The organism is Pseudoalteromonas sp. CR1 (assembly GCF_019392235.1).
In the GTDB taxonomy this organism is placed as follows: domain Bacteria; phylum Pseudomonadota; class Gammaproteobacteria; order Enterobacterales; family Alteromonadaceae; genus Pseudoalteromonas.
Genome location: NZ_JAHXRM010000003.1, coordinates 152,438 through 175,454 on the forward strand (window position 1 = coordinate 152,438; position 23,017 = coordinate 175,454).

The window sequence follows — 23,017 nt, forward strand, 5'->3', positions numbered from 1 at the left end:
TAAACAAAAAGCCTGCATTTGCAGGCTTTTTTATGTTTAATGTTTTTTATTGCGATTGAATAATGTCAGTAATACCCTCCGGCGAGAGTATTTCAATCCAGTAACCGTCAGGGTCTTTAATAAAGGCAAGACCTTTCATTGAACCACCATCTGGCTTTTTAACAAACTCTACATCGTATTTAGCAAAGCGCTTACAGGCAGCGTATACATCGGGTACGCTAATCCCAATATGGCCAAAGCCTTTTGGGTCTTCATTACCACTGTGATAACCGGTAAAGCTGTCGTCGTTTTCAGTACCCCAGTTATGGGTAAGCTCAATCAGCGCAGGGCGTCGAAACACCCATTGTGTTTTTTCTTTATCATCGCCCTTTGGCATGTCTTGCTCGTAGCCTAAAAAGTACAAAGTAAACTCCATACTAGGAAAGTCGTATTTTCCTAACAGTTTCATGCCCAGTACGTTTTCATAAAATGCAATCGACGGTTTTGGATCTTTAATACGCAACATAGTTTGCTGCATCACATAGCCCTCGGTGGCTTGTGCAATTTGCTCTGGAGATTCGTTATAGTGAGTCATACGCTAATCCTTAATAAAATGACTGAAAAACCTTAATGGATTTAAAAAGCCAGGGTGAAAGCTCATCATAATAAACAGCGGTAAAAATTAAAACCACTTAGCTAAATTACCAGGCAGTGAGTTGAGTGTTTTATAAGCGAGAAATGAAATATTTACCGACACTGTTTATTTGTACAGTACCTATGTTTTGTCCCATAACATTATTAAAAGTCGTTTTGGTGTATTTTAATAACGGGTGTTTTAAAGCCTACGTAATTACCTGTTTACATTAAAGTTGTTTAGTGGAATTATTAAGCAGTGTAATATACGCCGTTTTGGGGTGTTATAACCCCCCAAAGTGGTGTTCAATAAATTGTTATAAACCTTAAAAGGATGTACCGTGCAAAAAATCATAAAACTAACATTTGTCATTTTAACCTTTAGTTTTTTAGGAGGATGCGCCTCTACTTTAAAACCTACAGAACTCCAATCAGTTAAAACTGTTGGCATTATCAATCAATTTCCAGACACGCCCAACTTTGTAACTATTGGAACCACAATCTTTAATAATGAATATGCTCAAATAAATGATCCAAATTTTTCTAAGCTTTTAACTGACACTGTTGTTAAAAGGTTAGAAAATAAAGGATTTCAAGCTCGACTGATTGACGAGGCTCAACGACCAAACTTTGATATGATTATTGAACTTATCCCTCGCGATGTTTATGCAACCCCAGGCACTTACGGCTATGGGGTCAATCAACGGTCTGCGTTTGGAAATGCGATGCAAGCAAACACTTATATGGCGCTGAATATTGCTCCATATATTGAGGGTAAGAAAAAGTGTAGTGCTTGTTATCTGCAAAAGTTGATGCCTATTAACATTGAAGAATTACCAGCTACGTGGAATGAACTCTCTGACGCTGATAAACAGCATGTTTCTGAGGTATTAAATAAAAATATAGAGTTATCTATTAACGAAATATTGATGCAAACAGGTTTATAACAAACTGTTCAAAGTGGACAAAATTCAGTTGGCTGGTTTCGCTCCGCTTCACATTATAGCCAACCAAATTTTGCTCATTAACAGGGCGTTAGCTGTACAAAATGAAATTCAAACTAATTAAGTATACTGATCTGAATCGGAACAATTTCGATGAATCACTTACCTGGGCTCAATATTATGAGCCTAGTGATATTGATACTCTCGAAGAGCTTGGATTTGACCGTGAAATAGTAACGAAGGAATTTGAAAAAGTTGGATGGTCAGACGAGTATTGGTTCGCCGTCCCAGAAGAAACTGAAGATGGCTCTTTTATGTTTGAGCACCGAAAGGCCAGCTTTACAACTAAATCAGGAAAATTATTAAGTGGCTATGTAGTTAACTCGGGACATTGTGTTTGTATATTCGGTGCAGAAGAGGAATGGAGCATTAATATCAGCCTTCTTGATCTCTTGGAAGAAGAAATCGGTGACCTCAAAGCTGATATAGGTCTAGCGGAGAGCGAAGAACTGTTGCCTTTAAAAGTAAGTATTCCGTTTAAAGGTGTTCAATTTACATTCGCAGAGGGTAGCTAACAAAGCTATGCATTTGACGTCAAAATGCTTCGTTCGTTTCACTCACTGCACATTTTGCCGCAAATGATAGCGGCGTTATATGCAAATGGAGCTTGCAACTATTACCACTCCCAATAAAAAGCTTTTCATTCTCCCTATATTAGGTTTAATAATCGGTTTGTATCCGCCATTATTTATCTTCCCTGTTAACTTTGTAGCAGAGAATTTACTAGGGATTTACGAAACTCATCTTTCTATAGGTGCGTTGTGGGCGTTGTTTAGTCTTCCCATATTTGCGGTTTACGACTTTGTTTTAATTCTATATTTAGTATTTTCTTTAAAATATAAAGGTAAGGCTATATTGTTAATGCTTAGTATTTTTAGTATACAAATTTTACTTATTTTTAAAGAGCTTGGTGCTTTCGGATAAATTGCATATAACAAGCCATTACAGTAACGGGACTGCTAACAGCTTGCTCGGTTCCGCTTCGCTACACATTTTAGCAAGCTATTATCAGCCCCTGAATGGGGCGTTAACCATCAAATATGATATCGAGCAAAGTCACAATAAATGATGCAGAAATCAAGATCGAGCATGAACAGTGCTCTGATCCAAGTTGGTGTCGAGATAAAGGTATATTCATAGAGTCGTGTAGCTCCGATAACAATACTTTATCCACTATCACCTTCAATGATTATCTGACTATCTATATTTTCTGGGAATCATGCTCATCTGACGTTTCTCAGGAAATATTGTATGTGCCAGAAACAGGAATCTTGTTCTTAGGTTGCGGTTCTATTAGTGCAAGAGTATCCACACGAGAGATCAAGCTCATAGATATTGATAATGTGTGTCTCTTTTGGAGTTTAAGTAGGCACAAAGAGTATGTGCTAGAAACTGGTGAGCTTGAGTGCTTCCTTTATTCCTTATCTGGGGAGAAAGTTTCAAGTACAGCTGTAGATCCACCGTATGAAATGGAAGTAACGGATAATGGAATCAAATTCGAGTCCATTGTTCTTGGTAGTACTTGGTTAAGGTACGAGAGCAATGGTTAACAAATCAAAGCACACGGACTTGGTAAAGCTGTCACCTTTTTAGCTTGCGCAAAAAAGCCGCCAACTTCACCAAGCCGGTGTTTGAGGCGTTATGTGATTTGTGTTGAAAACTAAAAAGGAGTTTAATAATGAAATTATTTAGAATTAAAACTGCGAGTTATATTACTAAGAAGAATATCTCATCCACTTTTATGTTATTTATAGCCTCTGTAATTCCAGTTACTTTTGTAATTCAAAGAGAGATTTTTATTGGCTCAATGTTAATGATAATTGTCGTGGGTGTTTATTTGTCGCTATTAATTGGTAAAGGTTTGTTTAAGTCTAAAAACAAAAGCACTGGTTGTTAAATTGTAATCACATATCAACACAATTATTCCGATCTCAATTCGCTGAGCTCGTTTCGTCGGCATATTGGGCCGTTATGTGCCAAGGGAGTATAGAGTTAAATGTCATTTATTGATGTAGGATTCGCATGGTGGAATAGTAAAAGTAAATTCCATAAACGAGTAATGTTCTTTTGTGTTTTTATCATCATATTTACAATAATAATGGCTTCCGTAATAGCTAAATTTACTGACAGCCGAGCATTCAAGATGGCAGTAAGTAAACTATCTACTAATCCTATTGTTCAAGCTAACTTTGGCCAATCCCCAGATTTTTCATTTGATTACGCAAATGGATTTGAAATTTCCGATAGTGGAGTTAAGGGTGAAGCAAATTTTGCTATCAAAATAGTAGGTAATGATAAATCAGGACTCGCATATGTTGCAATGTACAAATCTGCAGGTATCTGGAAAATCGAAGAACTAAACTTGCTCATGGATAACGAAGAACCAATTGTGCTAATTGGCATATAACAACTAATTGTAGCAAGACAATGTTCCTCACCCATTTTGAGTGGTAATTATTAAGGGGTTTCATGAAGATAGTTATACCTTTTATTTCTCTTTTTTCTTCTCTTGTTTTAGCTAGTGATTGCTCTTTTGAACATCTACGAAATGACTTTGTTATTGAACATGCCGGCGCTGATGCAAAACAAAGTTTTGAGGCTAAAGGCGTTTCTTTTATTGCCGTCGCTAATGGTTTAGCTCCTGCACGTCCGGGGTTTGAACATATCCAAATGTCTGCTTGTATCATATTAAAAACTAAATGGGATGTTTTGTGGGTTGGTGCAGACACCAGTAATTGTTCTGCATACATTGAGCTGGAAGAACATGCTATTGCTTATTCACGTGTTTTTAACGAGAAAATGATTGGGCTCGCTAAATTAAGTGAAAAATACAATTGTACTAATGATTTACAAAACAAACTTTATTAGGGCGAGTACATGTTTTTATATTTGTTTTTGCTTAGACACACCTGTTATTAAACAATATAGGTAAGCTAAACACGTCATTATGTTTGCAATTAATGTTTTAGCCTAAATTAAACAAAAGAGAGTAAATAAGGCATTGGCTTTAGGTCAAATATTAAGGTTAACTAATAAGTAGTTACAAATTACAGTTGGTTTTATTACCGTAACTCGTTTAATTTATTGATCAAAATTTTATGTAAAAAGGACTTTGTATGAATAATTTATCAACAAGAGAACAAGTAGCGTTTACGCTATGTATTAGTTTTGCTTTTTTGTTATTAATTAGCGGTATTTACGACTTTTTGATTATCGAATTTAAAGCCGAAGATCTAATAATGAGTATTGGGGCCTTTTTAATGCTGCTTAGTTTATCGTTAATGCCGAAAATATTTTTCTCACCTTTTGCAGATATTTTTAAATCAAAAAAAACACCAACTATAGGTATTTCCAGAGTACAACAATGGCTTATGTTTTCAGGTGGATTGCTATGCGCACTTGGATTTACCTTGAGGTTATTTTTATAAAAACGGGATATTAAAAATTACTTAAAAACCATCTTAAAAATTAAATTCATAGTGATTATATGAAGTTTACTGTTAGATACAATAGTATGTTTTTAGCTAATAAGTTTGCTTTATTACTTGCTATTAATTAGCAAGGAGAGGATTCAGCTATAAACATATTACACGTGGATGGCGCGGCAGGTTTTAGCGTGGGTGTATTGTTATTTGCTTTATTAGAGTGGGTTTCGGTTTTGTATAATCTACCTGTAAATATTGTTGTTTTACTTGCAAGTGCCAATGTTATTTATGGAATTTACGCTTTAAACCTTGCTTTTTTAGTTGCTAAGCCTGTTTATACAATCACTGTATTAGCAATAGGTAACGTTGTATGGGCCTTTATATGCATTGCTATACTTTTATATTATGTGCAAACAGCCAGTTTAATTGGCATTATGTTTATAGTACTCGAGGCCGGGTTTGTAATCATTTTGGCATATTACGAATTTAAGTTAAGGTTTGTATTAGCAGACGTAAAATAATGGATACTGAATAGGAATGAAATGGATTTTCCAAAATTAAACACCTCACACATTTTTCTTGACCAATTAACACCTGCAGATTCTATGGCTCTGTTTGAGCTTTTTTCAAACCAATCGGTTATAAAATATTACGATTTAGAAGCAATGACTGACTTAACCCAAGCTAGCAATTTAATTACGTTATTTAATTCTCGTTTTAATGAAAATAAAGGAATTCGCTGGGCTATTCGGTTAAAAAAATCTAATAAACTAATTGGTACGTGTGGATTTAATTCATGGAACGCCAAAATTCAAAGTGCTGTTATTGGCTATGACCTGCACCCGGATTATTGGGGTAAAGGGTATGTAACAGACGCTGTAAATTGTATTGTAAAAGCAGCTTTTGCAGGTAAATTGGCGTGTAACATACACAGAATACAAGCCGATACTGTTTTGGGTAATGCCGCGTCTGAAGCTGTATTATTAAAAGTAGGCTTTAAAGAAGAGGGTATAAGGCGCCATAGCGGTTATTGGAAAAACCAATTTCACGATCTTAAATGCTTTGGGTTGTTAAAAACTGAATTTAAATATCAATAACAGCTTGATATAAAAAGAAATAATAAGGGAAAAACATGCTTTTTAAGTTAAAAAACATTATAGCCAAAGGAGTTTGGCAGTCGTTAGCTTTAGTCATTGTGTTTTTTATTGCAGGCCCAGAAATTATGTTAGGGCTTGAAATGATGGCGATGGTTGAGTTTTAAGGGCTTCTACCTTTGTGTTGGTTTACACGTCAGGGATTAAACTTTTTATATTCAAGTTAATTAATAAATTTAAGCGTTTTGAGCGTTACTCTATGCTGTTTTTGCCGCCTTTATCGGTATTAAAAAAAATGACATCTATTGTGATTCACGCAATACCTGAAAGAACGCTAGTTTTGCTGTTTTTAGGGTCTTTAGTCACTGTTATGTTGTTAAATTATAGGCTTTTTATCTAGGTGACTTATATATTTTAGGAAATTACAGCCCTAGGTCACTTAGCAGGTCTAAAACTTCTCAATTTAAAAGTTAAAACTACTTGGATTAAAAGCCATTCACCATGGAGGTTGTTATGTTTAGAGTAATAATAGGATGTGCTGTTATATTTTCGTTTGCTTGTATGTTACTCGCCGCCGCACCTTTTACGCCTGCAATATCAGGTTCATTTATTATGCTGTTGTTTGCAGGGGGGATAGGCTACAAAGGCTACCTGCAATCAAGTTTAATATTGCTACTAATTAATACGCTGGCAGTTATTGGATGCCCAGCTATAAATATAGACAACACCAATGCATTACTGTTTTTACCGATTTTATTTATAGTCTCATTTGGCGGTATTTTTTTTGGGGTTAGAAAGTTAACTTTAAAACATGTTGTGTAGATGAGATTGGCTCATGTTTTATAGCTAACTTATATGTTGAAACAGCGCTTATTTTCTTTGTAAAAAAAGGTTAAAAGCGGTTTTCACAAACAGATATGCAATAGGTGGTATACGCAAAATATAGCCCATACGTTTTTACCTCCTCTATAAGCAAAGCGCTTCTAAACTCTCTTTGTGAAAAAAATTTTAAGGTTAAACCTAATGAGGCCTAAAATTAAAGCGCTTCAAAAATGGCTGCTATTCCTTGCCCGCCGCCAATACACATTGTGACTAAACCGTACTGACCATTTATACGCTTCAGCTCGTGAAGGCATTTTGTAGTTAATATAGCGCCTGTTGCGCCAACCGGGTGGCCTAAGGCAATGGCGCCGCCATTCGGGTTCACCTTGTGTGCAGGAAAGTTTAACTCATTTGCTACGCATAAGGCTTGGGCTGCAAAAGCCTCATTAGATTCAATTATATCCATATCGTTGATTGTTAGGCCGGTTTTTTCAAATACTTGCTGTACAGCAGGAATAGGTCCGGTTCCCATTAATGAGGGTTCAACACCAGCACGAGCATAGCCAATGAGTCGTCCAATTGGTTTAAGCCCTTGTTCTTGGGCTTTTTGTTCAGACATAAGTACAAGTATGGCTGCGCCATCGTTTATACCTGATGAGCTTGCTGCGGTAACGGTGCCATCTTTTTTAAAGTAGGGCTTTAAAGTGGCAAGTTTTTCGGCTGTAGTATCGGCACGAACATGTTCGTCGGTATCAAAAAGGTGCGTGCCCTTACGTGATGTAATTTCTATTGGCACTATTTGCGACTTAAAGTGACCTTGTTCAATCGCTCTGGCTGCTTTAAGGTGACTTTGCGCTGCGTAATCATCTTGTTGTTTGCGGCTAATTGCATATTTTTCTGCAACGTTTTCTGCGGTTATCCCCATAGGATTGTTATCCCAAGGATCTTGTAATGTTGTTGTGAGCTCGTCAAGCATTACGCTGTTGCCCATTTTTTGCCCCCAGCGGTTACTTTGAAGTGTATAAGCTGATGTGCTCATACTTTCTGTTCCACCAGCAAGGGCTGCATCTACATCACCTAATTGAATTTGTTGCGCTGCTTGTATTATGGCTTCAAGGCCTGAACCACATAAGCGATTTAGTGTAACTGCATGGCTGTTTATAGGCAGCCCGGCATCTATGCCTATAACCCGTGATAGGTAAGCATCTTTTGGGCCATTATGTATTACCTTACCAATAACGGTTGAACCTATTTGGTTTAAAGGAATATTTGCTCTTTTGATTGCTTCTTTAGCGCAAAGGGTACCAAGCTCTGCAGGGGAAAAGTTTTTTAGGGTTCCGCCAAAACTACCAATTGCTGTTCTTACAGCACTCAATACAACAACACCGGTGTTAGATTTTGTCATTTTTTCTCTTTATTATTAATTTATTAGTGTAGTAGGGTAAGCTAAATCATTAAACTTAGTCTTTTTAAAATACTCTAACATATTAACAAGGTGGGTATAAAAGGCTAAGTCATAATGAATAAGTATTGTTACCCATTTGAAGCCTGTGGAAGGACTGCTTTGTTCACTCGCTCTTTATATTTAATAGATTGAAGCTCTTATTTTACAAACAAATTAAATAAAAATGGGGTCGGTTCTATATTTTATGATTACGTAAATAGCGTTTGAACTTGTTAGTTGGAATATGTACGGCGAATGCTTTAAACGTAAAAAAATCGGCGGATAGAGTATATTCGCCGATGTTGATAGATCCTTTATAAACAGATTATCACTCGTGTGATATTGAGCCTTGATCTGCTTTACGGTTAAGACTAAATAAACAAATTGCTAAAAGTAATGTTGCAATCATGCCCGAAGCACCGGCAACGCCTGATGGCAGAAATCCATCACGGCCAAATATAATTAATATAGCATTGGCAAGCATTGCAACACCGCCAGCAAGGGCTGTAAGGCTACCAATGGCTTTGCCGCCTTTGGCAATAAAAGAGAGGCCGAATACAAGTGCTGCTAAGCCTAATAATAATTTAGCTGCGTAGTAAATCATGAATGATAAAGACACTACACCACCAATTAAAGGTTGTGCGCCTTCTACTGCACCTGCAACTTTGCCAAATGTTGAAAATAAAGTTAGGCCAATACTTACTTGTATTATGTTAAGAACTGCGCTAAATGTGATTGCCGACCAGCCTAATTGAGCGTTTTTTGCTTGCACCATAGCAGCACTTGCAAAGGCAACAAGTACAGTGAAAAGCACCGCTTCTAAACCCCATGCATACTGTCTTGAAAAGCTAATTCCGCCACTGTAAAGCGCTGTAAAAATAGCCTGTGTTATCGCTAATGCCAATAATAGAGATGCTGCAATTAGTGGGGTGCGTTTATTCGTAAATTCCATTATGGACCTCTTATAATTTTATGTTTGACGCTTTAAGTGATGCAAAACTTTCGAACTTGCAGGTATAAGACAGGTGAAACTATTTAATTATTTCGTTTAAAATTATAAAAATATTTTGTACCAAAGAGTGCCAAGCACTTTAGCAATGTTGTAGTCAGTTTGAGTTACCAAGGCACTAAAGGAGCCCAAGATTAAACTGACTAAGATATAAGCTTAAAACGAGACCAATCACTTAACAAAGTGATAGTTTGCATTGTAGGTGGGGCTGCATAGATTAAACCTGCAATGGCAATAACAGACGCCAACGTAATTAATTTATTATCGAAATTAGCTATTTTTAAAGCGGTTCCGAAAGAGCGTTTAATTTCTACATTACTTAAATCGACACTGTAAATTTCATCGAGTAATAAATGTATTAACCCGCCGAGTACAATAAAGCCACCTGTTAACCAGGCAAAGGTGGCTGAATATATGGTTGATTGGTCATTCAATTGCCAGGTTACTTGTGTTGTTAACAAGGCGCATAACAGTATAAATAATAAAGAGTGGCAGCTACCTCTGTGTACTGTGAACCACTCAAAAATGGGCCTGATAACGTATTTCATAAATCCGTATACTAATAACGGCACTACAACTAACTCTACAAAACTAATTTGGATGATTAGCTCGGTGGTTATGTAATGCATTACTATTAATACAGCACAAAGAGCAAATAAGTTAAAAATAGTATCGAGTGATGTGGAGTTATCAGAATCTATGTCGGGTAATAGGCCGCCAATTGAGCCTAAAAACCATAACCAAAGTGCGCTGTTTAAATCGATATGGCCTGCCGATAAAAGAGCGGCTGAGCTTAAGCCGGTGATGATAACAGCAGTATTAAGATGAGTATTGAAGTTTGCCATTGTATATCTTGATAGGAAAATAGGTTGGCATTTTAGCAATTGAAAACTTAATTGTTCAATTTACTTTAGAGCATCTTATTTTTTTAACTCGTCATAAAATGCAACATTTCCGCGGCCTGTTTCTTTTACGTGGTAGATCATTTTGTCAGCGTTGAACATCAATTCAAGTAGTTCATTGCCATCGTTAGGGGCTACTGCAATACCTATGCTTGCACCGACTGCGCATTTTTTAGTTTGAGAAATACTAATGTCCTGCTGTAGCTCATCGAGCAGGGCTATGGCTTGGTTCTGTGTTGCGGTTTTATCGTAATTATTAATTTGCTGCGCAACAATGAATTCGTCACCGCCTAGGCGGATACATATGTCAGTATTGTTATTGAATCGTTTTTTAAAGCGGTTTGCTATCTCTATCAACACTTTATCACCGGCTTCGTGACCATAGGTGTCATTAATGGGTTTAAATTTGTCTAAATCAATCATAATAAGCACAAGATGTTGACCATGTTTAGCGCATTCACGTAGTGCTTTTTTTAGGCGCTTTTCGCCTGCACGGCGATTAAATAGATCAGTGAGTGGATCGTGATCGGCTTCAAATTGGGTTTGAAACTCGCGCTCTGCGCGTTCGGTCACGTCATGTAAAATTACTTCTACTAATTGTTCTTGCTGGGGACTTCGGTTGGTTTGTCTTTGGTCAGTTAACCTTACAAATAAGCAGTGAAACCAAACCGTTTTGTATCCGACTTTACACTCACATCTAATGTTGTTTGAGGTGGGTTTTTATCACAGCGAATTTTGGTTACACAGTAGAAGCGGGCGCATCACTATTAAATGTGCCAGTGCAACAGCTTAGCTTACAGTTAGTGCAATCAACAGCGCTTTACGGTAAAGCCATTAAGTTTGGTGGTGGTTTATTACATGTGGGCAAGCGTAACGGCTTTTTTGGTACCGACTTTGAACTACCAAGCTACACAACAGCCCGTGCTTTTGTAAATTACGATGTAACAGACGCCATTGGTATTACGGCTGAGGTAAATAACCTGTTTGATGAAACGTATTACACAAACTCGTTTGCCGATGCATGGGTACAACCTGGTACACCAAGAAACGTTAAGTTTTCTGCATCCTATAAGTTTTAAACGTATCCATGAAAACGATATAAACAAATAGGCTGCTTATATAGGCAGCCTATTTGTTTTTAAATTAATTATTTTAAGTATCCATCAAAAATTTGCTTGTACTCGCCGGATTCTTTGAGTTTTTGCAGTTGTAAATTAAAGTCATTGCGTACTTTTTTAGACTTAAATAAATATCCATTAGGGCTTTTTCCAAATAAAGGGAACCTATCAATTTTTTGTGTTGTATCAATATCTTTTATATTTGCGCGAAAGTAGTCAAAGCTTTGTTTATCCATTTGTATAACATCTACCTTGTCTAAGTACAAAAATTTAACTTGAAGCGATTGGTCGTGTATTTCGTTATACAATGGATTAGCTTTAGCCATATTTGCATACTCATCTCCTAAGTGAATGGCAGCACTTGGCCATGACAATAGACTATAATTTTTCAAATCGGCTATTTCACTCAATTTAAAGTTGTTTTTACTTAAAGCAAAAGCTAGATTTTCGTATGTATAAGACGCATATGATAAATAACCTTTTAGGCTGTTTCCGTTTGCAGTATTTAAATTAATATCTGCTACTACATCGATATTTCCTTTTTTATACTCTTTTACACGCCGAGTGTAAGGATAATATCGAGACTCAATTGTGTAGCCTAAAGGTGTTAAAGCCGCTGTAATAATATCTACTGTTAGACCACTATTTGAATCAGGGAATACGAAAGGGGGAAGTTTTTCACCAAAACCTACTACGAGCGTTTGCTCAGTGATTGATGCATTAACGATGGGTGGTAATAACAATGCGGCTATTAAAATGCTGTTTAACGTCATTTCTACTGTAATAAATTAACTATTAATGTTTAAAAGATAGTTATTAACGTGTAAAGCAACAAGTAAAAAGCCCATTAAACTAATTATTAATTAGCTTTAATTAGCTTTAATTAGCTTTGATGGGCTGATTGATATCAGTTTTATACCGGGGTATTTAAAATGGTGCGTAGCCATCGGGTGTTGTTACTGGAGTAGTCCAGCGCTTTGTAGCCTCTATTACTGGGCGTTGTGCGCCTTGAGCTGGTAAACGCCCGCTGTCGCCAAACAACCACAGTACAAAGTTGGTTCTATCGCCACTGGTTATGGGTTTAGCAGCATGTGCCACACTTCCTCTGTGGATCATCGCGAAACCTGGCGTAAAACTAAGTTGAGTTACTTTACCTGTAACTTGGTCGTAAAAATCAAGCTCAGAACCGGTAAACTCCTCACCCGGTAAATTTAAATTAATATTTAACGTTACCGCTGATGCATCAGTATGTGGGCGAATAGACGCATCTGTACTTGGGTCATAGTAAATAGAAAAACCAAATGTTTGCGTGTCGTAACCTGTAATTTCAGGAAATAATAAACGCGAAATAGGGCGCATATAAGTGTTTAGCATTTCGTTATAAAATGCTTGAAAACTTGGCGCTGCTAAATAGCCCTCTGATCGTTTATCGAGCATAACGCCGCGGCGGTTTAATACAATACCGTAAGGTGGGCGCATAGGAATATTAGAGTTCCATACTTGTTCAAGGTAGCCACGTAAAACGTTAGGCGCTCAGGATCAAAAAATTGAAACTGAAACACATCAGGTGCCACTTCCTCTAAAAGCGCTTTTACTAAATGCTCTTTAGATGGATTTTCCCATGCTTGTTGTACGGCTTCGCGTAAATTTTTATCGAGTAACGAATCGTCTAGCGTAAAGGTAGAAGCGTCAACTTCGCTTGCTTCCCATTCTTTCCAAGCGTCTGAAATTAGGTCGTCGTTGCTTGCCCAAAACTGCTGTACCGAGTGATCACGGTTTAACATTTCTTGGCGTGTTGGTAAATCTAGAGCACGGGCTAATTGTAATTGTTTGGTTTTCATACGATGTAACTCCAGTTATTTAATACAGGTTTAACAATCTAGGAGTTAAGTTTATTGTGGAGTTAATTATTAATAAACTGGACAATAAAATAAACAGTATTAATAAAAAATTAATAATAGCATCGTTTAATGCCTTTTTAAGCGTTAAAAAGCTGCATTAAATGCAGCCTTTTATTTTAATGCGTAACTCTGTCGCCCCAAATATCTTCTAGGCGACTGTCTCGTCCGCATCGCCAGCGATAAGTGTTATAACGGATAGGGTTATTTTTGTAGTAATCTTGATGGTAACTTTCTTTTCCTTTGATAGGGTAGAACACCGTTGTATTTAAAATTGGCGTAACAACGGTTTGATTAGGAAACTCTTTAATAACACGTTGTTTGGATTGCTCTGCTAATTTACGTTCTTCATCATTAGCAACAAATATAGCACTGCGATAACTGGGGCCTTTGTCGCAAAATTGGCCTTTCGGATCAAAAGGGTCAATATTAACCCAATAATGATTGAGTATTTCTTGATAGCTTACAATGCTAGGTTTATAGGTGATTTCAACCGCTTCATAGTGTCCTTTATGATTACCGTTATATGTAGGGTTTTTAATTTTACCCCCCGTAAAGCCAGATATTACGTCGGTTACGCCTTCAAGTTTCTCAAAGTCTGATTCCATACACCAAAAGCAACCTCCTGCAAGCACTGCTTTTTTTGTCTCTTCTGCGTAAGAGAGTGTGCTAAATAAAACGAGGGTAGACGCTAACGTTAATGAGAGTGTTTTTTTCATAAAAATATCCACCTTTAGAATTAATTTAACTATACGTTTAATTAGACCTATCAAGTACAAAAGGTATTTCATATTTTTAGCTAACAAATTTGGTTTTGGTCAAAAGTGTCTAATTTATATTTTAATACTATGTATGCCACTAAAAACGCAGTTGAAAAGTTTAACCGTGTTGATTAAGGTTAATTCATTGATGATGTAATTTACCTGGTGTTAGATGAACCAATTAACTGAGGAATCAATTAGCTGCCCGTATTGCGGTGAAGTTATAGAGGTATTACTAGATGCTGCAGATATTGATGAGCAATACATAGAAGACTGCCAAGTATGCTGTAAGCCTATTTCGTTTGTTGTATTTGAAGAAGACGGCGAGCTAAAGGTAAATGTATACAGTGAAGACGATACATTTTAAATTGGCGTAAATTATAAAAAAGGCTGCATAACTGTAGCCTTTTTTATTGATGGGGCGTTACTTATTTTGTTCTCGAGCTAGCTGGTTAGGGAGTAGCTCTTCCACTATTTCACGTGCGGGTAGAGTGTAACGTGTGCCATCAAACATGACTGAGGTAAACTCATTTATATTAGTAATGCCGGTTAGGGTCCAGCCCTCGCCGCGCTTAGGACAATACACAGTTGTGGTAGGTTGTATTACTTTAAATTCGTCACTCATACTTGTGTGCTCGTTATATAATGCTTGTTAATGCACTATGGTAAGTTAATAATGCAGGTTCATAAAGAGCAATTTGCCCTGTATTTAAATCATGTTTGAAAAAATAAATACGCCTCGTATATCGCTGCGTTTAATATCTCATAAAGATGTAACTAGTTTACATGCTATTTTAAACAACCCGTTGGTTAGTAAATTTAATGACTATTTAACCCCGCTATCTAAAAGTGATGTAAAGCAATTAATACAAGATGATATTAGCGGCTACTATGAAGGGGAAGTTATACGTTTAGCGATTACGCATAATACTCTAAACAAAGTGATTGGTAGTTGTGGCCTATATAAAATTAATGAACAAGTAAGCTGTGCTTTTTTAGGTTTTGAGATGGCGCCGGATTTTTGGGGTAAGGGTTACATGAAAGAGGCGCTTGTAGCGTTAATACCTGAATTAGTGATGATTTTTAAGTTAAAAACTATTTATGCCGAGGTAGACAGTCGCAATATAGCCTCGTGTAATTTGCTAAATGGGCTAGGGTTTCAACTTAGCGAAAATAAAAGCAGCGTTTGGTTTTGTCATTTTAATACATAGAGAAAAATATGGCTATACACATAAATAAAAATTACTTAGTAAACTTAGTATTTGCTGTGATTGCATTGAGCTTAATTATTTTAGGCAGCCGTTATTATAACCATTATGTTTCGGCCTATACAGATGTAACAATCGATTCAAAAGTATTAAATGAAACGCGTAAAATTTTTATTAGATTACCGAGTAATTACGATGCTAATAAAACGTATTCTTTAATTATTAAAACAGATGGTAATTTTAACCTAGATAAATGGGATGAGTCTTTAACTATGCTTGCTAAAAAACAAGGTGGTAAGCAAGCAATACTAGTGGCTATTCCAAACTTATTTTTTGTATCTTCTCGTAATCGCGACCTAGTGCCGCCTTACGCACGCCAAGAGGTTAATACTGAAGCTAGATTAGATGATGGAACGCAGCCTAATGGTGAGGCTGATAAGTTTTTACAGTTTATTGAAATAGAGCTTCTGCCTTATTTATCGAGTAAATTTAAGCTAAACAATAACCGTGTCCTAAGTGGGTTTTCTGCTGGTGGAAGTTTTGTGTTGTATGTATTTCATACAAAAACCGAATTATTTAATGGCTATTTTGCGTTTAGCCCTGCTGCTTGGTACGACGATATGACAGTAGTAAGTAAGGTTGATACGTTTTTAAAATCAAATAAGGAGGCGTTTAAGCAGCCAACCTATTTGTTTTTGTCGGTAGGTGGGGATGAGCACCCGTTAATGTTAGAGGCATATAATAATTTAGAGCAGACATTTAAAACCAACCATAATAACAACTTACTGTGGGAATCTATTATTAACCCCAATGCCGAACATAACGACAATCCACTATTGAGTGTTGCTGATGCGCTAGGCGGATATCAAAGGTTTTTAAATAAAACACCTTAATATGTCGCTCAACTTAAAGTAGTAAGTAATTGACGAAATAGCTCTTGTGATTAAGGCTATTCCTTTTTAATTTTATTAAAGAACACATCATACTATATTGGTTAAAGTTAATCTTAACTAAGAGTTTAAAAGATATGATTATTGTCAAAGAGTAGGTAGTGTCTCAGGTAAAACGCCCTAACTTAGTAGGGCATGAAAGGGCAAATTATAATTTTATAATTGGTATCTAAATCCAAATGCGATTCCGTCATCTTCCGACTGTTCCATTTGGGCTTGCTGATCTTTATTGTTGCTTTCAAAGTCACTAAAATCTTTACGGGCCTCTATATACGCAATCGTGTCTTCGTCAATTAAATAATGAAGGCCAATAATAGCAAATTGACGTTTAAATACATCGTTAGGATCGGTATTAAAGTTAGGTTGAATGACGTAATCATCACCAGCGTCAAATACGTTGTAGGCGATAAAAGGGCGAAAATCATTATCAAAGCGGTACGATGCAAATGTTTCTACACCCATTGCGTCTTTAATTAAGCGACCAAGGTTATCGGTATCGTGATTTTTGTTTTTATTAATATTAGCGGCAACATAAAAACCTTTTTGATCTACGCAGCCCCACATAATACCTGCACCGTATATTAAATCTTCAACATTTTGTGTAGAGCCATCGCCGTAAGTTAAATCAAACTCACCTCGGTTTACACCGGCTGTAAGCGTTAACATGTCTGTAGGGGTGTAAGTAACCGAGGCACCAAAGGTGTAGTTAAACTCAACTTCCTGTGCAGCGCTATCGCCAGTGTTCCACAATGTCTCGCATTCATATTCAGTTATATCGCTTACATCACAGGTGAAAAATTCGCTGTTTTTAAGCTGTGCTTGCAGTGTAAAACTTAAATCGTTGTAGCTGTTACGATATTGAATAAGTTTATCGCCACGGCCGGTGCCGTTTACTGCGCCATCGTCTTTGTTGTAGGTATATACACCAGCTGCATTACCATCCCATACAAAGCTGTTGTTGGTGCCATAAACAACGTCGTACCATGCCCCCCATTGCTTACCAATAGTAATTTTGCCATATTTTTCGTGCGAAATGCCGGCATAACCTAAGCGATTATATAAAAACTCATCTTGAATTGATTCAAAGCGGTTGTTGTAAACAATATTGCTGCTACCTACAGGGTTTACACCCCATTCTACACGCCCTAATGCAGTCCAGCCTTGCTTAAGTTCGCGATCAAATTTAAAGTTTATACGCGATGTACCGTTTACAACTTCTGTTTGATTTTGTGTATTTATAATCCTTACGTCGATAAAACCACCCACGCTCATTGAATTACGCTCGTCCTTGTATACGTTTACTTCAGAGAATACCGAAGGGCTAATCATTGTTGCTATCAGCATTGATGTTAATTTCAATTTCATTGTGTACTGCCTTGTGTACGTCGGTAAAATGGTAAGTGCAAGGCACACTAACAAACACCTTTATTGGTAAAAAGTGAAAAAACATCATCGAAATTATTCATATATTATGTAGACATTCACGGTGGGTTAATTGTGTTTTTAAGTTGTTATTAAAGTGTATTTTTATAGTAAATACATAAGCAGTCTGAAAATTTACAACCTTAAAAATAATTAATTATTATGATGTTTTTTCACGTTAGCTATAAATTAATTTTTAGTGTAAAAGCTCTAATCTTGTTGTTTTTCAGTGGAATAGCATCACCGTGATGAGTATTCAAAAATCTGCGTAATCAAGTTTTATTGGGTTTTAAATTCACTTCAAATCATAAGTTAAATATAAAAATAAAATAAGAATTGCACACCCTTAATAATTAAGTTTCAGTGCTTGTTAAGTTCGATTTTTGATAGAAAAAATGCCCTTTTTGATATAAACTGCGCGCAAATTAAATACATCACAAACTCCTTTGGAGGGTAGCGCTATTATTAGTACAGCTAATATCACCATGCAATTTGGTGCTAAACCATTATTTGAAAATATCTCAGCAAAATTTGGCGATGGAAACCGCTACGGTTTAATCGGTGCAAATGGTTGTGGTAAGTCAACGTTTATGAAAATTTTAAGCGGTGAGCTTGAACCATCTTCAGGTAATGTAAGCACAGATCCAAATGAGCGCGTTGCTAAACTAAACCAAGACCAGTTTGCTTACGAAGAATACTCTGTAATCGATACAGTGATAATGGGTCACAAAGAGTTATGGGATATTAAACAAGAGCGGGATCGTATTTATTCTTTACCAGAAATGAGTGAAGAAGATGGTATGAAAGTAGCCGATCTTGAAACAGAATTTGCTGAAATGGACGGTTACTCTGCCGAATCTAAAGCCGGTGAGCTTTTATTAGGTGTTGGTATTGCTACTGAGCAGCATTACGGGCCCATGTCTGAAATTGCGCCTGGTTTTAAATTGCGAGTACTACTTGCTCAGGTGTTGTTTTCTGACCCAGATATAATGCTACTTGATGAGCCTACCAATAACTTGGATATTTACACGATCAAGTGGTTAGAAGATGTATTGAACCAGCGCGATTGTACTATGATCATCATCTCGCATGACCGCCACTTTTTAAACTCTGTGTGTACGCACATGGCTGACATAGATTACGGCGAGCTTCGTATTTATCCAGGCAACTACGACGAGTACATGTTTGCAGCAACGCAGGCACGCGAACGTTTATTAAGCGAAAATGCCAAAAAGAAAAGCCAAATTGCAGAGCTACAACAATTTGTATCACGTTTCTCGGCTAATGCCTCTAAAGCTAAGCAAGCTACATCGCGTGCTAAGCGTATTGACAAAATTCAGTTAGACGAAGTAAAAGCCTCGTCTCGTCAAACACCATTTATTCGTTTTGACCAAGAAAAACAACTGTTTCGTAACGCACTAGAAATGACAAGCCTTAGCCAAGGTTTTGAAGACAATACGTTATTCACAGGCCTAGAAGGTTTAGTAGAAGTAGGCGAGCGCATTGCCATAATTGGTGAAAACGGCGTGGGTAAAACAACGCTACTTAATACGTTGGCAGGAAAGCTTGCGCCAAAAGCGGGTGAATTTAAGTGGTCTGAAAACGCTAACATTGGCTACTACGCACAAGATCATGCCGACGAATTTGAAAAAGACATGAACTTGTTTGAGTGGATGGAGCAATGGCAGCAAGAAGGCGATGATGAGCAAGTTGTTCGTAGCTTTTTAGGTCGTATGTTGTTTTCGCAAAACGACATTAAAAAGTCAGTAAAAGTAATATCTGGTGGTGAGCAAGGACGTATGTTGTTTGGCAAAATCATGATGCATAAACCAAACATATTATTAATGGATGAGCCAACCAACCACATGGATATGGAATCAATTGAAGCGCTTAACTTAGCCCTTGAAGCTTACGAAGGCACGTTGTTGTTTGTATCGCATGACCGCCAATTTGTATCTTCTGTTGCTACCCGCATATGGGAAATTAAAGACGGTAAGATAATCGACTTTAGAGGTAATTACTCAGAGTACCTAGCAAGTAAAGAAGCCTAGTTACTTTGTAATTACAGAATTAAAAAAGCCATGTTTAACATGGCTTTTTTTGTTTTTGTTTTATGTTTATTATTTATAAAAAATTAGCCGTTAATCTTCATTTAATATCATTCGAACCTCGCAAATTAAACGTGTTTGGGTATAATACCCGCCTAAAACCGGACATAAGTCCGCTATTTTAAAATACATTACTGAGGAGTATTTATGACTGTTGGCATTATTATGGGTTCTAAATCAGATTGGCCAACCATGGAACACGCTGCGCTTATGCTAGAGCAGTTTGGCATTAAGTACGAAACCAAAGTTGTATCTGCACATCGCACTCCTCAATTACTTGCTGATTATGCAAGCTCAGCTGCAGAACGCGGCATCAAAGTTATTATTGCAGGCGCAGGTGGCGCTGCCCATCTACCGGGTATGGCGGCTGCTTTTACATCGGTTCCTGTTTTAGGCGTGCCAGTAAAGTCTAAAGCGCTTAATGGCGTTGACTCGCTACTTTCGATTTGTCAAATGCCTAAAGGCGTTGCAGTAGGGACTTTGGCCATTGGTGAGCCTGGCGCTGCAAACGCAGGTTTGTTAGCTGCGCAAATTTTAGGTTGCTATAACCCTGAGATTTTTGAAAAAATCGAAGCATTTCGTAAAAATCAAACCGACACAATATTAGCTAACCCAAATCCTGCTGAGTAACGATGAATATTTTAATTTTAGGTGCAGGACAACTTGCACGTATGATGAGCCTTGCAGGCGCACCACTTAATTTGAATGTAGTTGCTTACGATGTTGGCAGCCAAAAAATTGTTCACCCGCTAACGGGTGAAGTGTATACAACAACGCTTGAACAAGCTATTGAATCAGCTGATGCAATCACGGCTGAATTTGAGCACATTCCTGATGATGTTTTAACGCTATGCTGTAATAGCAACAAGTTTTATCCGGGTAAAGCCGCAATTAAAACAGGTGGTGATAGAGCACTAGAAAAAGCGTTACTTAATAAAACAGGGGTTGAATGTGCGCCTTATCAGCTAATTACTGAAAAAGCACATTTAGAACTTGCTGCTAAAAACCTAGGTAAGCCACTTGTAATAAAAACCTGCCAAGCAGGCTACGACGGTAAAGGGCAATGGCGATTAAAATCAGATGATCAAATAGAACAAATTTGGTCAGAAATGGCTGATTTTATAGCATCAGGGTCACAGGATGCGCCGCACACGATTATTGCAGAAAAAATGATCCCGTTTGATCGAGAAGTCTCTATTATTGGTGCGCGAGATAAACACGGTAATGTTGCTATTTATCCGTTAACAGAAAACGAGCATACCAACGGTGTGCTAACGCTTTCTGTTGCTGGTAAAAATAATAAACAGGTAGAAGCACAAGCAAACGACGCATTTACTAAAATTGCTAACGAACTTAACTATGTGGGTGTATTGGCCATAGAGTTTTTTGATGTAATGGGCACACTATTAGTTAATGAAATTGCACCACGAGTCCATAATTCAGGTCATTGGACTCAGCAAGGTTGTCATTGTTCGCAATTTGAAAATCATATGCGTGCCGTTGCAGGTTTACCACTTGGAAATACTGAGCTAAAACATATTACGGCTATGATCAATGTGCTTGGACAAGCAAGCATCCCTGCTGAGGTACTTACATTACCTGACGTAACAAGCCATTGGTACGGTAAAGCGGCGAAGCCAGGTCGTAAAATGGGTCATATTAATGTATCGGCTCACAATATGAATGACCTGTCAGACAAGTTAAGTCAATTAACTGATTATTTACCAGAGCACGATTACCCGGGTATTTTAAAAACGGCAGAAAAACTAATTTTAGGCTAGGGGCCTTGAGCAGGACGGATGAGCCTTTTCTCAGTTAAATAAGCAAGACGCTTTATGCCGCATTTACTCAGAACTTTAGGTGAAATACCTCGAGCCAAAATTAAATTGCACCTTAATTAAAAAATGCTGAGTTTACTCGGCATTTTTTGTCTGTAAAAAAACAAAAACGCACTACATTATGAAATAATAAAACCAATTATTTCAAGGTGAGTGTTTAAATGAAATCTAAACTAATTTATGGCGCGTTAGTCGCCACGTTTTTGAGTGTCAATATTCATGCGACAGAGTCTATTCGTGTTGCCACATTCAATGTCAGTATGGATGCTACAAATTACACTGCCAAAGGCGAGCTTATTAAAAGTGATGCCTTAGTCAAAGCTCTTACCTCAAACACACAACAGATTAAAAATATTGCAGAAATTATCCAGCGCGTTCGCCCAGATATTATTTTACTAAACGAGTTTGACTTTGTTCCTAAAGAACAAGGTATTGATTACTTTAAAACACATTACTTAAACGTAAGCCAAAACCAGCAAACCGCCATTGATTACCCTTATTCTTATATAGCACCCGTTAATACGGGCCTTGCGACAGAGTTTGACCTAGATAACGATGGTAAAAAAAGTAAAGTAATGGGTGATGCCCAAGGCTTTGGCTTTTTTGAAGGGCATTATGGGATGGCCATACTATCTAAGTACCCAATCGATTTTGACAAAATTAGAACTCTTCAAACCTTTAAATACAAAGATATGCCTAATGCCCAAATGCCGTTAATGCCAAAAACAGGTGAGAATTGGTATAGCGCTCAAGAGTGGCAAGCTCTTAGGTTAAGTTCTAAATCGTTTTGGGATGTACCGGTTGTTATTAATAACAAAGCAGTGCATATATTAGCCTCGCATCCTACGCCTCCGGTGTTTGATGGCGAAGAAGATAGAAATGGCAAACGTAACCATGACGAAATTAGATTAATTGCTGACTACGTAGCAAATGCTAACTATTTATACGACGATAATGGACAAAAAGGCGGGCTAGAGACGCAGTCTCGTTTTGTTATTTTGGGTGATTTAAATGCAGCACCCGAAGGTGACAAAGCGCGTTTAGAAACAACCGATCAATTACTTAATAATCCATTAATCAATGCTCGCTTTTTACCTCAAAGTGAAGGTGCTAAGCAGCAATACGAGTTTTCCTATGCAAAACGCTTTACTGCCAATTGGCAGGCACGTGTTGATTATGTATTACCATCGACTTATGGGTTAGAAATAAAAGATGGCGGGGTATTTTGGCCAGTTGAATCAAGCGAGCAATATCGGTTAATTAAAGATAGAACGGCATCAAGCGATCATCGTTTAGTGTGGCTTGATTTAGCAATTAAATAATTAAGGAATGAGTAAACAGAGCTTTACCCTGTTAATTGGCTATTTATCTTAAAAAATTGCATTAACTTTGGTGCTTCTGC

At 37.2% G+C, this 23,017-nt stretch carries 27 protein-coding genes and 2 pseudogenes; 19 read left to right on the top strand and 10 right to left on the bottom strand.

Going from position 1 to position 23,017, the window contains the following annotated elements; all coding sequences use genetic code 11:
• Positions 1-46: 46 nt before the first annotated feature.
• Positions 47-574: a lactoylglutathione lyase gene (gene gloA, locus KZZ04_RS04800; RefSeq protein ID WP_219421995.1), complete on the bottom strand. Its 528-nt coding sequence runs from the start codon at positions 572-574 to the stop codon at positions 47-49.
• Positions 575-953: 379 nt separating this feature from the next.
• Between gloA and KZZ04_RS04805 the strand changes: the two genes are divergently transcribed.
• The 11 genes from KZZ04_RS04805 (at position 954) to KZZ04_RS04850 (ending at position 6,957) form a co-directional block, all read left to right on the top strand.
• Complete coding sequence (locus KZZ04_RS04805; protein ID WP_219421996.1) at positions 954-1,559, top strand: hypothetical protein; 606 nt, start codon at positions 954-956, stop codon at positions 1,557-1,559.
• 101 nt (positions 1,560-1,660) lie between these two features.
• Positions 1,661-2,131 carry a hypothetical protein gene (locus tag KZZ04_RS04810; protein WP_219421997.1) on the top strand — a complete coding sequence of 157 codons (471 nt, stop codon included), beginning with the start codon at positions 1,661-1,663 and terminating at the stop codon, positions 2,129-2,131.
• 79 nt (positions 2,132-2,210) lie between these two features.
• Positions 2,211-2,540 (top strand): hypothetical protein, encoded by a 330-nt coding sequence (locus KZZ04_RS04815; RefSeq protein WP_219421998.1) that lies wholly within the window; start codon positions 2,211-2,213, stop codon positions 2,538-2,540.
• A gap of 754 nt (positions 2,541-3,294) precedes the next feature.
• The gene (locus tag KZZ04_RS04820) at positions 3,295-3,513 is read left to right on the top strand and encodes a hypothetical protein (RefSeq protein WP_219421999.1); all 219 of its coding nucleotides are present in this window, start codon (positions 3,295-3,297) and stop codon (positions 3,511-3,513) included.
• 99 nt (positions 3,514-3,612) lie between these two features.
• On the top strand, positions 3,613-4,023 hold the full coding sequence (locus tag KZZ04_RS04825; protein ID WP_219422000.1) for a cytochrome c oxidase assembly factor Coa1 family protein: 411 nt from the start codon (positions 3,613-3,615) through the stop codon (positions 4,021-4,023).
• A 62-nt stretch (positions 4,024-4,085) separates the two neighbouring features.
• Positions 4,086-4,484 (top strand): hypothetical protein, encoded by a 399-nt coding sequence (locus KZZ04_RS04830; RefSeq protein ID WP_219422001.1) that lies wholly within the window; start codon positions 4,086-4,088, stop codon positions 4,482-4,484.
• A 248-nt stretch (positions 4,485-4,732) separates the two neighbouring features.
• Complete coding sequence (locus KZZ04_RS04835) at positions 4,733-5,044, top strand: hypothetical protein (RefSeq protein WP_219422002.1); 312 nt, start codon at positions 4,733-4,735, stop codon at positions 5,042-5,044.
• 164 nt (positions 5,045-5,208) lie between these two features.
• On the top strand, positions 5,209-5,562 hold the full coding sequence (locus tag KZZ04_RS04840) for a hypothetical protein (RefSeq protein ID WP_368735883.1): 354 nt from the start codon (positions 5,209-5,211) through the stop codon (positions 5,560-5,562).
• Between the two features lie 21 nt (positions 5,563-5,583).
• Positions 5,584-6,138, top strand: coding sequence for a GNAT family N-acetyltransferase (locus KZZ04_RS04845; protein WP_219422003.1), 555 nt, complete (start codon positions 5,584-5,586; stop codon positions 6,136-6,138).
• 35 nt (positions 6,139-6,173) lie between these two features.
• Positions 6,174-6,302 carry a hypothetical protein gene (locus KZZ04_RS21170; protein WP_257903546.1) on the top strand — a complete coding sequence of 43 codons (129 nt, stop codon included), beginning with the start codon at positions 6,174-6,176 and terminating at the stop codon, positions 6,300-6,302.
• Between the two features lie 346 nt (positions 6,303-6,648).
• A complete protein-coding gene (locus tag KZZ04_RS04850; protein ID WP_219422004.1) occupies positions 6,649-6,957 on the top strand; it encodes a DUF6419 family natural product biosynthesis protein in 309 nt (102 codons plus the stop codon).
• A 214-nt stretch (positions 6,958-7,171) separates the two neighbouring features.
• On the opposite strand, the gene bktB is transcribed toward KZZ04_RS04850, so the two are convergent.
• The 4 genes from bktB to KZZ04_RS21175 form a co-directional block, all read right to left on the bottom strand.
• Positions 7,172-8,362 (bottom strand): beta-ketothiolase BktB, encoded by a 1,191-nt coding sequence (gene bktB, locus KZZ04_RS04855; RefSeq protein ID WP_219422005.1) that lies wholly within the window; start codon positions 8,360-8,362, stop codon positions 7,172-7,174.
• A 367-nt stretch (positions 8,363-8,729) separates the two neighbouring features.
• Positions 8,730-9,353 carry a thiamine biosynthesis protein ThiC gene (locus KZZ04_RS04860; RefSeq protein ID WP_219422006.1) on the bottom strand — a complete coding sequence of 208 codons (624 nt, stop codon included), beginning with the start codon at positions 9,351-9,353 and terminating at the stop codon, positions 8,730-8,732.
• 200 nt (positions 9,354-9,553) lie between these two features.
• Positions 9,554-10,255, bottom strand: a complete 702-nt coding sequence (locus tag KZZ04_RS04865; RefSeq protein WP_219422007.1) for a metal-dependent hydrolase — start codon at positions 10,253-10,255, stop codon at positions 9,554-9,556.
• A 75-nt stretch (positions 10,256-10,330) separates the two neighbouring features.
• Positions 10,331-10,885, bottom strand: coding sequence for a diguanylate cyclase (locus KZZ04_RS21175; protein WP_368735884.1), 555 nt, complete (start codon positions 10,883-10,885; stop codon positions 10,331-10,333).
• Positions 10,886-11,040: 155 nt separating this feature from the next.
• Here KZZ04_RS21175 and KZZ04_RS04875 point away from each other — a divergent pair.
• Positions 11,041-11,391, top strand: a pseudogene (locus KZZ04_RS04875) (TonB-dependent siderophore receptor); the annotation flags it as partial.
• A 68-nt stretch (positions 11,392-11,459) separates the two neighbouring features.
• On the opposite strand, the gene KZZ04_RS04880 reads toward KZZ04_RS04875, so the two are convergent.
• From KZZ04_RS04880 to msrA, 3 genes and pseudogenes are all read right to left on the bottom strand, one after another.
• Positions 11,460-12,203, bottom strand: a complete 744-nt coding sequence (locus tag KZZ04_RS04880; RefSeq protein ID WP_219422008.1) for an ABC transporter substrate-binding protein — start codon at positions 12,201-12,203, stop codon at positions 11,460-11,462.
• Between the two features lie 154 nt (positions 12,204-12,357).
• Positions 12,358-13,271 (bottom strand): annotated as a pseudogene (locus tag KZZ04_RS04885) (2OG-Fe(II) oxygenase family protein).
• Between the two features lie 176 nt (positions 13,272-13,447).
• Entirely contained in the window at positions 13,448-14,047 is a 600-nt protein-coding gene (gene msrA / locus KZZ04_RS04890) for a peptide-methionine (S)-S-oxide reductase MsrA (protein ID WP_138527629.1), read from the bottom strand.
• Between the two features lie 214 nt (positions 14,048-14,261).
• Here msrA and KZZ04_RS04895 point away from each other — a divergent pair, with 214 nt between their 5' ends.
• Positions 14,262-14,456: a CPXCG motif-containing cysteine-rich protein gene (locus KZZ04_RS04895; RefSeq protein WP_058404027.1), complete on the top strand. Its 195-nt coding sequence runs from the start codon at positions 14,262-14,264 to the stop codon at positions 14,454-14,456.
• A 57-nt stretch (positions 14,457-14,513) separates the two neighbouring features.
• On the opposite strand, the gene KZZ04_RS04900 is transcribed toward KZZ04_RS04895, so the two are convergent.
• Positions 14,514-14,714: a hypothetical protein gene (locus KZZ04_RS04900; RefSeq protein ID WP_008133044.1), complete on the bottom strand. Its 201-nt coding sequence runs from the start codon at positions 14,712-14,714 to the stop codon at positions 14,514-14,516.
• Between the two features lie 91 nt (positions 14,715-14,805).
• Here KZZ04_RS04900 and KZZ04_RS04905 point away from each other — a divergent pair, with 91 nt between their 5' ends.
• Positions 14,806-15,300 carry a GNAT family N-acetyltransferase gene (locus KZZ04_RS04905; protein ID WP_219422009.1) on the top strand — a complete coding sequence of 165 codons (495 nt, stop codon included), beginning with the start codon at positions 14,806-14,808 and terminating at the stop codon, positions 15,298-15,300.
• Between the two features lie 8 nt (positions 15,301-15,308).
• Positions 15,309-16,190 carry an alpha/beta hydrolase gene (locus KZZ04_RS04910; RefSeq protein WP_219422010.1) on the top strand — a complete coding sequence of 294 codons (882 nt, stop codon included), beginning with the start codon at positions 15,309-15,311 and terminating at the stop codon, positions 16,188-16,190.
• 213 nt (positions 16,191-16,403) lie between these two features.
• Here KZZ04_RS04910 and KZZ04_RS04915 read toward each other — a convergent pair whose 3' ends face one another.
• Positions 16,404-17,612: a porin gene (locus tag KZZ04_RS04915; protein ID WP_219422011.1), complete on the bottom strand. Its 1,209-nt coding sequence runs from the start codon at positions 17,610-17,612 to the stop codon at positions 16,404-16,406.
• A gap of 518 nt (positions 17,613-18,130) precedes the next feature.
• Between KZZ04_RS04915 and KZZ04_RS04920 the strand changes: the two genes are divergently transcribed.
• The 4 genes from KZZ04_RS04920 (at position 18,131) to KZZ04_RS04935 (ending at position 22,937) form a co-directional block, all read left to right on the top strand.
• Positions 18,131-19,720 (top strand): ABC-F family ATPase, encoded by a 1,590-nt coding sequence (locus KZZ04_RS04920; RefSeq protein WP_082653593.1) that lies wholly within the window; start codon positions 18,131-18,133, stop codon positions 19,718-19,720.
• A 204-nt stretch (positions 19,721-19,924) separates the two neighbouring features.
• The gene (gene purE / locus KZZ04_RS04925) at positions 19,925-20,407 is read left to right on the top strand and encodes a 5-(carboxyamino)imidazole ribonucleotide mutase (RefSeq protein ID WP_058404023.1); all 483 of its coding nucleotides are present in this window, start codon (positions 19,925-19,927) and stop codon (positions 20,405-20,407) included.
• Between the two features lie 2 nt (positions 20,408-20,409).
• A complete protein-coding gene (locus KZZ04_RS04930; protein ID WP_058404022.1) occupies positions 20,410-21,558 on the top strand; it encodes a 5-(carboxyamino)imidazole ribonucleotide synthase in 1,149 nt (382 codons plus the stop codon).
• A gap of 218 nt (positions 21,559-21,776) precedes the next feature.
• Positions 21,777-22,937: an endonuclease/exonuclease/phosphatase family protein gene (locus tag KZZ04_RS04935; RefSeq protein ID WP_058404021.1), complete on the top strand. Its 1,161-nt coding sequence runs from the start codon at positions 21,777-21,779 to the stop codon at positions 22,935-22,937.
• Positions 22,938-23,017 lie beyond the last annotated feature (80 nt).